At 58.1% G+C, this 12,742-nt stretch carries 11 protein-coding genes; 5 read left to right on the top strand and 6 right to left on the bottom strand.

The features are described 5' to 3' along the window. Positions 1 to 13: 13 nt before the first annotated feature. The 5 genes from ABI171_RS09210 to ABI171_RS09190 all read right to left on the bottom strand — a co-directional run bounded on the left by ABI171_RS09210 (position 14) and on the right by ABI171_RS09190 (position 6,785). Positions 14 to 961 (bottom strand): amino acid ABC transporter substrate-binding protein, encoded by a 948-nt coding sequence (locus tag ABI171_RS09210; RefSeq protein WP_348092271.1) that lies wholly within the window; start codon positions 959 to 961, stop codon positions 14 to 16. Between the two features lie 221 nt (positions 962 to 1,182). Beyond that, positions 1,183 to 2,115: an amino acid ABC transporter substrate-binding protein gene (locus ABI171_RS09205; RefSeq protein ID WP_348092270.1), complete on the bottom strand. Its 933-nt coding sequence runs from the start codon at positions 2,113 to 2,115 to the stop codon at positions 1,183 to 1,185. 236 nt (positions 2,116 to 2,351) lie between these two features. Continuing rightward, positions 2,352 to 3,638, bottom strand: a complete 1,287-nt coding sequence (locus tag ABI171_RS09200) for a Glu/Leu/Phe/Val dehydrogenase (protein ID WP_348092269.1) — start codon at positions 3,636 to 3,638, stop codon at positions 2,352 to 2,354. 215 nt (positions 3,639 to 3,853) lie between these two features. Continuing rightward, entirely contained in the window at positions 3,854 to 4,834 is a 981-nt protein-coding gene (locus ABI171_RS09195; protein ID WP_348092268.1) for a LysR family transcriptional regulator, read from the bottom strand. A gap of 61 nt (positions 4,835 to 4,895) precedes the next feature. After that, on the bottom strand, positions 4,896 to 6,785 hold the full coding sequence (locus ABI171_RS09190) for an ABC transporter ATP-binding protein/permease (RefSeq protein WP_348092267.1): 1,890 nt from the start codon (positions 6,783 to 6,785) through the stop codon (positions 4,896 to 4,898). Between the two features lie 74 nt (positions 6,786 to 6,859). Between ABI171_RS09190 and ABI171_RS09185 the strand changes: the two genes are divergently transcribed. Next, entirely contained in the window at positions 6,860 to 7,267 is a 408-nt protein-coding gene (locus tag ABI171_RS09185; protein ID WP_348092266.1) for an acyl-CoA thioesterase, read from the top strand. Between the two features lie 11 nt (positions 7,268 to 7,278). Here the strand turns inward: ABI171_RS09185 and ABI171_RS09180 are convergent, their stop codons facing one another. Further along, positions 7,279 to 8,058: an IclR family transcriptional regulator gene (locus ABI171_RS09180; RefSeq protein ID WP_348092295.1), complete on the bottom strand. Its 780-nt coding sequence runs from the start codon at positions 8,056 to 8,058 to the stop codon at positions 7,279 to 7,281. 223 nt (positions 8,059 to 8,281) lie between these two features. Here ABI171_RS09180 and ABI171_RS09175 point away from each other — a divergent pair, with 223 nt between their 5' ends. From ABI171_RS09175 to ABI171_RS09160, 4 genes are all read left to right on the top strand, one after another. Then, complete coding sequence (locus ABI171_RS09175; protein WP_348092265.1) at positions 8,282 to 9,310, top strand: 2-dehydro-3-deoxygalactonokinase; 1,029 nt, start codon at positions 8,282 to 8,284, stop codon at positions 9,308 to 9,310. Positions 9,311 to 9,340: 30 nt separating this feature from the next. Next, entirely contained in the window at positions 9,341 to 9,976 is a 636-nt protein-coding gene (locus tag ABI171_RS09170) for a 2-dehydro-3-deoxy-6-phosphogalactonate aldolase (RefSeq protein WP_348092264.1), read from the top strand. A 49-nt stretch (positions 9,977 to 10,025) separates the two neighbouring features. Beyond that, entirely contained in the window at positions 10,026 to 11,174 is a 1,149-nt protein-coding gene (gene dgoD / locus ABI171_RS09165; RefSeq protein ID WP_348092263.1) for a galactonate dehydratase, read from the top strand. A gap of 116 nt (positions 11,175 to 11,290) precedes the next feature. Next, positions 11,291 to 12,631: an MFS transporter gene (locus tag ABI171_RS09160; protein WP_348092262.1), complete on the top strand. Its 1,341-nt coding sequence runs from the start codon at positions 11,291 to 11,293 to the stop codon at positions 12,629 to 12,631. Positions 12,632 to 12,742 lie beyond the last annotated feature (111 nt).

Here is a 12,742-nt window from a genome sequence, read left to right as displayed (position 1 = left end):
CAGATCGTCAATCTTATTTTTTCTTCAACGATTGTTTTTGCGCTTCTGGCACGACAGCGTAGACAGACGGATCGCTGGAGTCGCTTGGATGGGCAAATGCGGCCTTCAATTGCGGGCTCATCGGCACATTCAGGTTGACGCCCTTAGGCGGGATCGGCTTCAAGAACCATTTTGCGTAGATATCGTTGACCGCGCCCGATTTGTAGAGGTTGGTCAGCGCTGTATCGACTGCTGTCTTGAAAGCCGGATCGTCCTTGCGCTCGATGATGCCGTATGGCTCGACCGACAGCGCTTCGGTAGTGATGGCATAGTCGTTCGGCGCGCGCGAGCTTGCCGCCAGCGAAGCCAGCAGGATGTCATCCATCACGAACGCCGTTGCACGGCCGGTTTCCACCATCAGGAACGCTTCAGCGTGGTCCTTGGCAGCCAGGATGTTCATGCCGAGGTTGCGCTCGCCATTGAGGATCGTGATCTGCTTCAGGTTGGAAGTACCGGACGTCGAAACAATAGTCTTGCCCTTCAAGTCGTCCAGCGTCTTGATGTTGGACGATTTCTTGGCCAGGATACGGTTTGCAGTCACGAACATGGTCGGCGCAAAAGAAACAACCTTTTGACGATCGGCATTGTTGGTGGCGGAATCGCAGGACAGGTCGATCGTGCCGTTGGCGATCAGCGGAACGCGGGTAGCCGATGTCACTGGCACCATCTTGACGTTCAGTGCTGTCAGGCCCAGCTGCTTTTGAATCGCGGTTGCGGCTTTCAGACACAGGTCGATCGAATAGCCTTGATACGATTGTTTGTCATCAAGGTAAGAGAAAGGGATGGAAGAATCACGCACACCCAGGGTAATGGTGCCGGTGTCTTTGATTTTTTTGAGTGTTCCGGTCAGTTCTTGCGCTTGCACGGAGCTAACCAGCACTCCCAAGCCTACCAAAGCGACAACCAATTTCGATGACATCATAGCAACTCCCGTTAAAAAATTATCTGTATAGTTTAACAAACTCACTGCTGCCGCAGCAGACTTATACCTGTGCTTATTGCTTATTTCTAGCTCTCCTCCAAAAATACCGGCCTCCCCACCTGTATTAAATATCAACAACGATCAATTTTCTTGTTCTTGTGCTCTTTGTATTGCCCGGCACGCCGTACGCAATGGCCTGCGCAACGACTTGATTCACTGACTTAATTTCCCACCTGATCCGACGGAAAGCGCAAGGACTCTCTAAAAAGATAGCTCATAGGCATGTTCAACGTAAGATTATTTTTTGCCGGTATCGCACTCAGGAACCATTTTGTATACAGCTTGTAGATTTCGCCATCGTGAATGATGCGGCCCATTTCGCGGTCCACCAGCGCTTTGTATGCCGGATCATCCTTCGGCAACATGATAGCGTATGGCTCGGTGGTCAACGGATCGCCGACAATCGCATAGGCCGCAGGATCCTTGGCCGTCGCTTTCAAGCCGTACAACAGCACATCATCCATCACAAACGCATCGGCCAGCTTGTCCTCCACCATCTTGAATGACTCGTTGTGGTCATGCCCTTCCAGCACTGTCATGTTCAGCGAACGGACCTGGCCACGGTCTTCCAGCGACTTGACGCTGGTCGTGCCTTTGGTCGTCACCACTTTTTTATTGCGCAGGTCCGGCCAGTTCTTGATCTTGTCGTCGACCCGGACAATCATCCGCGACGATGCCATGAAATGGGCAATGGTAAAGGCCACCTTCTTGCGCCGCTCCGCATTATTCGTAGTCGAACCGCATTCCAGATCGGCTTTTCCACCTGCAATCATATCGATGCGATTGGAAGAGGTCACCGGAACATAAGCGATATTCAATTGCTGCAATTTCAATTGTTGCTTTACTGCATCTACTATTTTCAAGCACAGGTCAATCGCGTAGCCCACCGGCTTTTTATCCTGATCCAGAAAAGAGAAGGGAAACGACGCTTCTCTATACGCAATCGTGATGGTCTTGCTATCGCGGATTCTTGCCAGCACATCTTCCGCATGCGCCGCCGTTGTACTCAAGCCCAGCGCTAGTATTAATGCCGCGCCCAAGCTCGATGTACGCCAAGCAGCCAGGCCGCTCTTGTTGCATTCCCTGTTGTCCAATCTGTTCTCCCGTTGATATGCGCTAATGTTGCCGAACTATTTTTATGTCTTGAATATGCTTAAACATGCAATATTCAAGCCAGCTGCTTAGCTGCCGACGGCGATTATTTTTATCGCTCTTAGATAAGCAAACGCCCCGGATTGTACCGAGGCCGGAAGCCACGTGCGCAAACGGTGATTACCGTTTGCGCACGTGCAAAATATTTCGACTATAACTCAACTTAGCGCAGTATCAATCAAGGATACAAACCGCGCATTTCGCGCGCCTGCAATACCCGCGTACAAGCAACGATAAACGCTGCGGTGCGCAGTGACACCTTCTTCTCTTCAGCCAGTTGCCAGACCGCCGTGAACGCTTCGCGCATGATGCGGGTGAGACGCAAATTGATTTCGTCTTCGCTCCAGAAAAAGCTCGAGAAATCCTGTACCCATTCGAAATAACTGACGGTCACACCACCTGCATTGGCGATCACGTCAGGCACGATCAGCACGCCTTTTTCATGCAGGATGTCATCGGCCGCAGGGCTGGTCGGACCGTTCGCGCCTTCGAGAATGATCTTGGCGCGAATCGAACCGGCATTCTCGACAGTGATTTGCTGTTCCAGCGCCGCAGGCACCAAAATATCGCAATCCACCGCCCAAAACTGCGCACGGTCGGTGATTTCATCGCCGCCGCTGAAGCCGGCAACGCTGCCGGTTTCCTGCACATGGGCTTGCAACGCCGCCACGTCCAGGCCGCTGTCGCGCATCACGGTGGTCTTATGATCTTGCACCGCCACCACTTTGGCGCCGGCTTCCGAAAACAGGCGCGCCGCAATGCTGCCGACGTTACCGAAACCCTGTACCGCAATCTTGGCGCCATGGATATCCAGGCCGCGCTTGACCGCCGCTTCGCAACCCACCACGAACACGCCGCGGCCAGTCGCTTCGCGCCGTCCCAGGCTGCCGCCCAGGGAAATCGGCTTGCCGGTCACTACGCCCGACGCCGTGCTGCCCTGATTCATGGAATAGGTATCCATCATCCAAGCCATGATTTGTTCGTTGGTGTTGACGTCCGGCGCCGGGATGTCTTTATTCGGGCCGATGATGATGCCGATTTCACTGGTGTAGCGCCGTGTCATGCGCTGCAGTTCGCCTTGCGACAGGGTCTTCGGATCAACCCTGATACCGCCCTTGGCGCCGCCGTACGGCACGTTGACAGCCGCGTTCTTGACCGTCATCCAGGCCGACAGCGCCATCACTTCCGACAGTGTCACATCCTGGTGGAAACGCACGCCGCCCTTTCCCGGGCCACGTGAAGTATTGTGCTGGACCCGGTAGCCTTCGAAGTGGGCGATGGTGCCGTCGTCGCGTTCGATAGGGACGTCGACGATCAGCATCCGCTTCGGACGCTTCATGGTTTCAACCCAGCGTGCCAGGTTGCCAAGGTAAGGGGTAACGCGGTCGATTTGTTCGAGATAATCGCCCCATGGGCCAATGCCATGTTGCGACAGATAGGATGGGACTTCGTGCTTGATAGTCATACGTTTGCGCGCTCCTGGAAGTAGCAGACCGGCCCCCGCATGAAAGATTGCAGCAGGGGCGAAATCGATCTAGTGGCGAATCGTAGGACAACGGCATAGGGCATTGCCAATGCTTTGTGCGCATGTAACTATGCATTTTTTGCATGGTTATCAACAGGGCAATTTTCATGCTGGAAGCATGGCTTTTGCCAGCGCGCAAGGCGCTGGCGCAACGGTTAGCGTTGGCTGGAAATGGCTGGAATCGGGGTTTTGCGTTTGGCGTTCCTGGCCGCCAGGTCCTGCTGTTGCAGCAGATAGGCCCACAAGCGCGCGACCACCGGCTTGCCCGGTCTTTGTACCGTGGGACGCTCGCGATACAGGCGGATTTCCATGGTCGCCTCCCATTCCGGCACGCCTTGCTCGACGCTGGCCAACTGCTTCAACTTGACCTCGCGCGTCACTGCGGACTCCGGCAAAAACGCCACGCCGTGGCCTTCCAGCGCCATCATCTTCAAGCCTTCCGCCATATCGGTTTCGTAGCGTTTTTCCAGATGCAGCGGCTTTTTGGCGTCGGCCAGGATCAGTTCCACCATGCGTCCGAGATAAGCGTTGCTGGTGTAAGAGAGAAAGGGCAAAGGCGAGGCAGCATTGCCGGGAAAACGATAGTCCGGCTCGCCGGCCTTGTTGCAATGGGCGTAGGCGCGTAGCACTTCGCTGCCCAGCGTGATCAGGTCGTAGCGGCCGGTATCGAGCTGCACCGGCTGGCGCGGATGGTGATAGCAAAGCAGCAGGTCGCAACCGCCATCGACCATCGCCATCACCGCGTCATGCACATTCAGCGCCAGCAAACGTGTGTTGAGCGGACCGAAACCCTCTTCCAGCACGCGAATCCAGCGCGGCACATACGTCAGGGACAAGGTGTGCGGCACCGCGAAATCGACCGTGCTCAGGGCTGTCGGCCGCTTGCCGCGCATCAGTGCGCGGGCGTTGTTGATCTGGCCGAGCATCTCCAGCGCCTGCTCGTAAAAGACTTCGCCGGCCGCGGTCAGGCGCGTCGGATAGGAAGTGCGGTCAATCAGATCGGCGCCCAGCCACGCCTCCAGCGATTGGATGCGGCGCGAAAACGCCGGCTGCGTAACGTGACGCAATTCTGCCGAACGGCTGAAACTATGCGTTTCCGCCAACGAAATGAAGTCTTCTAACCATTTGCTTTCCATGCCGCTATCGTAACGCGAGACGGCGTATTCAGCACAGGAAATTGGCGCAAGCGTTGTGCGACTACACCATGCGAATCACGTTCTCGGTATAACCATCGGCATCCGGTGTTGGTGACGATGCGTGCCCCGCTTCCTCCGGATGCGCCTGTTGGCGCAGCCACATTTGCGCGTACGCGCCATCCTCAGCCAGCAGTTGCGCATGGGTGCCGCGTTCGATGATGCGACCATGATCCAGCACCAGGATCTGCGCGGCGTCGGCGATCGTCGACAAGCGGTGGGCAATCACCAGCGTGGTCCGGTCCTTGGCAATCTCCTTCAACTGCGCCTGGATTGCCTGTTCCGATTTCGAATCCAATGCCGATGTGGCTTCATCGAATATCAGTACGGCCGGATTCTTCAGCAAGGTACGGGCGATGGCGACCCGCTGCTTTTCACCGCCGGATAATTTCAAGCCCCGCTCGCCGACCATCGAGCCATAGCCGTCCGGCAGCGACTCGATGAAATCGTGGATGTGCGCGGCCTTGGCCACAGCAATGATTTCTTCCTTGCTCGCACCCGGCTTGCCGTAGGCGATGTTGTACTCGATGCTGTCATTGAACAGCACCGTATCCTGCGGCACGATGCCGATCGCCTGGCGCAGCGAGGCTTGCGTGACGTCGCGCAAATCCTGGCCATCGATGGTGATGCGGCCGCCGTTGATATCGTAGAAGCGGAACAGCAGACGCGACAAGGTCGACTTGCCGGAACCGCTATGGCCGACCACGGCGGTGGTGGTGCCGGCCGCGATCGTGAAATCGACGTCGAACAGAATCTGGCGTTTGCTTTCGTAACTGAAATCAACGTGCGAGAAACGCACTTGCGCGCCACCGGTCAGCAACGGCCGCGCCTCTTCAGCGTCCGCGATTTCGCGGTTCTCGTCGAGCAGATGGAACAGCCTTTCCATGTCGGCCAGGCTCTGCTTGATTTCACGATAAATCACGCCCAGGAAATTCAGCGGAATGTACAGCTGGATCATGAAGGAATTGACCAGCACCAGGTCGCCCAGGGTCATTTTTCCGTCGATGACGCCTTGTGTCGCGCGCCACAAAATCAAGGTGACGGCAATGGCGATGATCAGCGATTGTCCCGTGTTCAGCAGCGACAAGGAAGTCTGCGATTTGACCGCCGCGGTTTCATAACGCATCAAGCCATCGTCGTAACGCCGCGCTTCGTATTCTTCATTACCGAAATACTTGACGGTTTCGTAGTTGATCAATGAATCGATGGCCTTGGTATTGGCGCTCGAATCCAGCGTGTTCATGGTGCGCCGGAAATGCGTGCGCCACTCGGTCACCGTGACCGTAAAGCCGATATAACTGACCAGCGCCACCACGGTGATGCCGGCGAACCAGATATCGTAATGCAGCACCAGGTAACCCAGCACCAGCGAGATTTCGATCAGGGTCGGCAAGATGCTGAACAGCGCATACGACACCAGCGAGGAAATGCCGCGCGTGCCGCGTTCGATATCGCGCGTCATGCCGCCGGTCTGGCGATTCAGATGGAAGCGCAGCGACAGCGCATGCAGGTGGCGGAAAACCTGCAAGGCGATGGTGCGTACCGCGCGCTGGGTGACACGGGCAAAGACGAATTCGCGCAGTTCGGTGAACAAGGTCGTACTTAGCCGCAGCGCGCCGTAGGCCACCAGTATCCCCAGCGGCAGCACCAGCATCGCCTGCGGATGGCTGACGGTGATGGTCATGCTGTCGACCAGTTTCTTCAGGACCAGCGGCACGCCGACATTGGCCAGCTTGGCGCCCAGCATGAACAATAGCGCCAGCGAGACCCGCCATTTATAGGTCCAGAGATAGGGCAGCAGGGTCTTGAGCGTGGCCCAGTCGCTGCGCTTGGGCTGGGCGCCGTTGGCAACGGAGGCAGCGGCGTCCGGCTGTGGGGCAGAATGGTGGCGCATAAGGTGACAATCTTAAAGAATAGTTTAAGCTAACGGCAACAACAAACCATTGTAGCTCTCAGGGGAAATAAAAGATGACTGATCAAACCGACAATCAATTACCAATTGGCACCATGCCGCAACTGCGCGTGATGCCGATGCCGGCCGACGCCAATGTCCATGGCGACGTCTTCGGCGGCTGGATCATGGCGCAGGTCGACATTGCCGGCTCGCTGCCGGCAACGCGCCGTGCCAACGGCCGCGTCGCCACCATTGCGGTGAATTCCTTCTTGTTCAAGCAGCCGGTATTCGTCGGCGACCTGCTGTCTTTTTACGCCGATATCGTCAAGGTCGGCAATACCTCGATCACGGTGAATGTCGAAGTCTATGCTGAGCGTAACCGGCTGCAGACGGAAATCGTCAAGGTGACTGAAGCGACGCTGACTTATGTCGCCACCGACGCTCAACGCAAGCCGCGCCAGTTGCCGCCGCTTACACCTTGATCAGACTCTGATTATTTTCTAGCCATTTCCTGGTTTGCACCCAGTTCGCCGGAGATGCCCGCGGCTGCGGCCTGCACCACCGCAATCAGCGACTGCATCCGCTCAAGTGGCATGTAAGGCAGCGTGCTGGAGACGCTGATGGCGGCGACGATGGCGTGGCTGGCGTCGTAGATCGGCGCCGCCACACAACGAATCGACGGTTCATTGTCTTCCAGATCGAAGGCGTAGCCGCCCTTCGCATAGTCACGCATCTGCTCGCGAAACTCGGCCCAGCTGCGCTTCGGCAGCAAGCGGGAAGTATCGACGCTGGTGGCAGAGCTGCGCTTCTGGTATAGATTTTTCCACTCATCCTCGCTCATGCCCAGCATCAGGGCCTTGCCGACGCCGGTGGTGGCGATGGGCATCCGATGTCCCACGCGCGAACGCATTTCCAAGCCCTTCTTGCCGGGGATCTTGTCCAGGTAAAGTACATCGTCGCTGTCCTGCAAAGCCAGATGGATCGTGTCGCCAGACTGTTCCGCCAACTGTTCCAGATAAGGCCGCGCCACGACGCTCAGCGAGACTTCTTCACGCGCCTGGAAACCCAGTTCAATCAGTTTCGACCCCAGCACATAACCGATGCCGGATGTAAAACGCAGATAGCGCTCTTGCACCAGGCAATTCGCCAGCCGGTGGGTGGTGCTGCGCGTCGTGCCCAGCAATAGCGAGATATCTTTCAAGTCACGAGCGCCGCCTGCCACAGCCTGCAACACCGCCAAGCCGCGAGTCAGGGTCTGGGTGCCGGTCGGCATCGCCACGCTGTGTTCAGCTGCATTTTTTATCGGTTCGGCCGAGTCCGGCGATTTGCGCATCATTCAACCTTTTAACTATCTTTTAATCCCATATATTGGGATAGTATATCATATATTGACAAGCAATCGACGCCGGAATAAAGTACGCAGCACTTGACCGATGAAATTTTTATCTGAAAACCGTCGGTAGCGAACCGAATAATCCCTGGATGCGTAAAACAAAATGAACCCAGCACCGCATCAAACGCGCTTGATCGCCCTCGATTGGGGCACCTCGTCGTTGCGCGCATATCGGCTAGGCGCCGGTGGCGAGCGGCTGGAGTTGCGTGCGCTGCCTTGGGGTGTGATGCAGCTGCCGGAAGCTGGAACCGAAGCAAATGCCGGTTTCGAAGCGGCTTTCGAACAGGCATGCGGCGACTGGCTGCGCGCCGCGCCGGAGACGCCGGTGATTGCGGCCGGCATGGTCGGCAGCCGCCAGGGCTGGAATGAAGCGCCCTACCTGGAGGTGCCGATCGCGGTCGACCAGATCGGCGGCAACTTGACCTGCTTGCGCAACCGGCATGGCCAGCTGATCCATATCGTGCCCGGCCTGATTCAACATTCGCAACTGCCGAATGTCATGCGCGGCGAAGAAACCCAGGTGGTCGGGATGCTGGCCCTGCACCGGCGGCACGGGTACCCGCGCAGTAACGACGCCGCACAAGACATTCTGATCGGCTTGCCCGGCACCCATTCCAAATGGGTGCAAATCCATGATGCGAAAGCCGGCAGCGAAGTCACCCGTTTCGACACGTTCATGACCGGCGAGGTCTACGCCGCGCTGTGCGGCCACACTATTCTGGGACGCAGCATGATGGCCGCCGATGACGGCAATAGCGAAACAGCCAGGCGCGGCTTCGAACGCGGCCTGCAAGTTGCACAAACCCCGGCCGGCCAGACGGGTGTATTGTCGACCATATTCAGCACCCGCACGCTGGGCTTGACCGGCGTGCTGGACGGCGCAGGCCAGCGCGAATACCTGTCCGGCCTGCTGATCGGCCACGAAATCGCCGCCTTGCAACACATGCTGCAAGCCCAGGAGCGCTTGCCGGGCAAAGTCATGCTGGTCGGCGAAACCGGCTTGTGCGAGCGCTATGCGCAAGTGTTGCGCGCCTACGGTTTCGACAACATCGAGGTGGTGCAGCAAGCCACCGAACGCGGACTCTGGCAACTGGCGCTCAGCGCCGGCTTGCTGAATGACGCGTCAATTTGAACCAGGCTCTTGAGTCGACGAGAAACCATCATGCTAAAAAAAGCAATGAAACAATGCGGATTGATCGCCATCCTGCGCGGCGTCAAGCCGCACGAAGTGGCGGCGATCGGCCTCAAACTGTATGAAGCCGGCTTCAGGATTATCGAAGTGCCGCTCAACTCGCCCGAACCTTACGACAGCATTCGCACCTTGCGCACTACCCTGCCTGCAGACTGCGTGGTGGGTGCCGGCACCGTCTTGACCACGGACCAGGTGGCTGCGGTCAAACGCGCCGGCGGCGAAATCATCGTCATGCCGCATAGCGATCCGCTGGTGATCGCTGCGGCCAAACAGGCCGGCCTGGCTTGCGCGCCCGGCGTCGCCACGGTCACTGAAGCGTTTGCCGCGCTCGCTGCCGGCGCCGACGTCTTGAAAATGTTCCCGGCCGAGCAGTTGGGTGCACATGTTGTGAAAGCATGGCGCGCGGTCGTCCCGCATGAAATAGCCTTGCTGCCGGTAGGCGGCATCACGCCGGAAAACCTCGCAACATTCATCGATGCCGGCGCTTCCGGCTTCGGCTTGGGATCGGCCTTGTACAAGCCGGGCCTGAGCGCGGAGCAAGTAGGCCAGCATGCCAACAAGTTCGTCGCGGCATGGTGTACGGCACAAGAACAACACAGCAAATAGTTGACCAGGCGCGGGCCGACCCGTCGCTTGTAACCAGGAGACCAGTTTAATGAAAATCACCAAACTCACCACTTACATCGTCCCGCCGCGTTGGTGCTTTCTGAAGATAGAAACCGATGAAGGCGTGGTCGGATGGGGCGAGCCGGTGGTGGAAGGCCGCGTGCACAGCGTGGTGGCCGCGGTGGAAGAATTATCCGACTACCTGATCGGCAAGGATCCACGCCATATCGAAGACCATTGGACGGTGCTCTACCGCGGCGGCTTTTATCGCGGCGGCGCCATCCACATGAGCGCACTGGCCGGCATCGACCAGGCTTTGTGGGATATCAAGGGCAAGGCGCTCGGCGTCTCCGTCAGCCAGTTGCTGGGCGGTCCGGTGCGCGACAGCATCCGCGTCTATTCCTGGATCGGCGGCGACCGTCCCGCCGATACCGCGGCAGCCGCCAAGGATGCCGTGGCGCGCGGCTTCACCGCGGTGAAGATGAACGGCACCGAGGAATTGCAGTTTGTCGACTCCTATGAAAAAGTCGAAGCGACCTTGGCCAACGTCGCCGCGGTGCGCGAAGCGGTCGGTCCGCATATCGGCATCGGCGTCGATTTCCACGGCCGGGTGCACAAGCCGATGGCGAAGATCCTGATCAAGGAACTGGAACCGTACAAACTGATGTTCATCGAAGAACCGGTGCTCAGCGAAAACTACGAAGCGCTGAAGGAACTGGCGCCGCTGACCAGCACGCCGATTGCGTTGGGTGAGCGGCTGTATTCGCGCTGGGATTTCAAGCGCATCCTGAGCGAAGGCTATGTCGATATCATCCAGCCGGACGTCTCGCACGCCGGCGGCATTACCGAGACGCGCAAGATCGCCACCATGGCCGAGGCCTACGACGTCGCCGTGGCGCTGCATTGCCCGCTCGGTCCGATCGCGCTGGCCGCCTGTCTGCAAGTCGATGCGGTGTCGTATAACGCGTTCATCCAGGAGCAAAGCCTGGGCATCCACTATAACGAAAGCAACGACCTGCTCGACTATGTGAAGCAGCCGGAAGTGTTCGCCTACGATAAAGGCTACGTCACGATTCCGCAGGGGCCGGGGCTGGGCATCGAAATCAACGAAGAGTATGTCAAGGAACGGGCCGCCATCGGCCATCGCTGGCGAAATCCGATCTGGCGTCACAAGGACGGCAGTTTTGCGGAGTGGTAAGGCTTGAAATAAGCAAGCATGGCAGGGAGTAATGCGCGGATCAACCGTTTCACAAGGGGCAGCTATAGCCCTCGCATTGCAAAACACGGCCGGCAGTAGCCGGCCAGGAGATTCATATGCAAGAGCAGGTGCTTGAAACAGAACGGCCATCCCCGCAATCAACAAGCTCGGCAGCATCGACGCAGGCGCCAAGCCGCAAGCGCTTCCTGATCATGCTGCTGTTGTTTATCACAGTCGTGATCAATTACCTGGACCGCAGCAACCTGTCGATCGCGGCCCCTGAACTGATGCGCGATCTGGCGATCGATCCGGTCCGCGCCGGCTGGATTTTTTCCGCCTTCGGCTGGACCTATGCCGCCATGCAGATCCCCGGCGGCTGGCTGGTAGACCGGGTAGCTCCTCGCGTGCTTTATGCGCTGGCGCTGGCCTTGTGGTCGCTGGCTACCGTCTGTCTTGGTTTCATCGGCAGCTTCGTCGGTTTGTTCGCATTGCGCTTGCTGGTTGGCGCATTGGAAGCGCCGGCCTACCCGATCAATAACCGCGTCGTCACCACCTGGTTCCCGGAACGCGAACGAGCTACCGCCATCGGCTTCTACACGTCAGGCCAGTTCGTCGGCCTGGCGTTCCTGACGCCGCTGCTGGCATGGCTGCAGCAGCGCTACGGCTGGCATATGGTATTCGTCAGCACCGGCCTGACCGGCGTCGCCTGGGCCGCGATCTGGTACTGGATATATCGTGAGCCGCGCCAGTTCAAAGGCGCAAACTCAGCGGAAATCGAACTGATACGCGCCGGCGGCGGCCTGGTCGATATCGCCCAGAGCTCCAGCATGCAAAAGCCGGGCTTCAGCATGGCCGACCTCCGACTGGTGCTAAGCCGGCGCAAATTGTGGGGTATCTATCTGGGACAGTACGCAGTCAATTCGACGCTATGGTTTTTCCTGACCTGGTTCCCGACCTACCTGGTCAAATATCGCGGCATGGACTTCATCAAATCCGGTTTCCTGGCATCATTGCCCTTCCTCGCGGCGTTCCTCGGCGTGCTGAGCTCCGGCATGTTTTCCGACTGGCTGATCCGCAAGGGTGCTTCGCTCGGCATGGCGCGCAAAGTGCCGATCATCGGCGGCCTACTGATTTCCACCTGCATCATCGGCGCCAACTATACCGATTCGACGGCCTGGATCATCGTCTTCATGGCTGTCGCTTTCTTCGGCAACGGCTTCGCCTCGATCTCGTGGTCGCTGGTGTCGTCGCTGGCGCCTGCCAAGATGCTGGGACTGACCGGCGGCGTGTTCAATTTCATCGGTAACCTGGCCGCCATCACCACGCCGCTGGTGATCGGCTTCCTGATCAGCGGCAGCAGCTTCGCACCGGCCATTACTTATGTCGCGGTGATGGCGCTGGCAGGTGCGCTGTCGTACATCCTGCTGGTAGGGGAAGTGGAACGCATCACTGCCTGAAGCAGTGTAAGCGTCGCAAAAAAAACAAACCCCGGATACGCTTGTGGCATATCCGGGGTGCTCACTTCACAACCGCGGCATCCGGCAAGATGCTGCTGTTTTCAGACTTTA

The organism is Collimonas sp. (genome assembly GCF_039923675.1).
In the GTDB taxonomy this organism is placed as follows: Bacteria; Pseudomonadota; Gammaproteobacteria; order Burkholderiales; family Burkholderiaceae_D; genus Collimonas.
The sequence above is the reverse complement of the archived record's forward strand: the minus strand, read 5'-3'. Positions and strand labels throughout refer to the sequence as shown.

Bases quoted from the DNA above. Each gene is read 5' to 3' on its own strand.
- ABI171_RS09190 (WP_348092267.1), bottom strand. From the start codon at position 6,785: ATGCGCCACCATTCTGCCCCACAGCCGGACGCCGCTGCCTCCGTTGCC.
- ABI171_RS09195 (WP_348092268.1), bottom strand. From the start codon at position 4,834: ATGGAAAGCAAATGGTTAGAAGACTTCATTTCGTTGGCGGAAACGCAT.
- ABI171_RS09180 (WP_348092295.1), bottom strand. From the start codon at position 8,058: ATGCCGACCGGCACCCAGACCCTGACTCGCGGCTTGGCGGTGTTGCAG.
- ABI171_RS09175 (WP_348092265.1), top strand. From the start codon at position 8,282: ATGAACCCAGCACCGCATCAAACGCGCTTGATCGCCCTCGATTGGGGC.
- dgoD (WP_348092263.1), top strand. From the start codon at position 10,026: ATGAAAATCACCAAACTCACCACTTACATCGTCCCGCCGCGTTGGTGC.
- ABI171_RS09200 (WP_348092269.1), bottom strand. From the start codon at position 3,638: ATGACTATCAAGCACGAAGTCCCATCCTATCTGTCGCAACATGGCATT.
- ABI171_RS09210 (WP_348092271.1), bottom strand. From the start codon at position 961: ATGATGTCATCGAAATTGGTTGTCGCTTTGGTAGGCTTGGGAGTGCTG.
- ABI171_RS09160 (WP_348092262.1), top strand. From the start codon at position 11,291: ATGCAAGAGCAGGTGCTTGAAACAGAACGGCCATCCCCGCAATCAACA.
- ABI171_RS09185 (WP_348092266.1), top strand. From the start codon at position 6,860: ATGACTGATCAAACCGACAATCAATTACCAATTGGCACCATGCCGCAA.
- ABI171_RS09170 (WP_348092264.1), top strand. From the start codon at position 9,341: ATGCTAAAAAAAGCAATGAAACAATGCGGATTGATCGCCATCCTGCGC.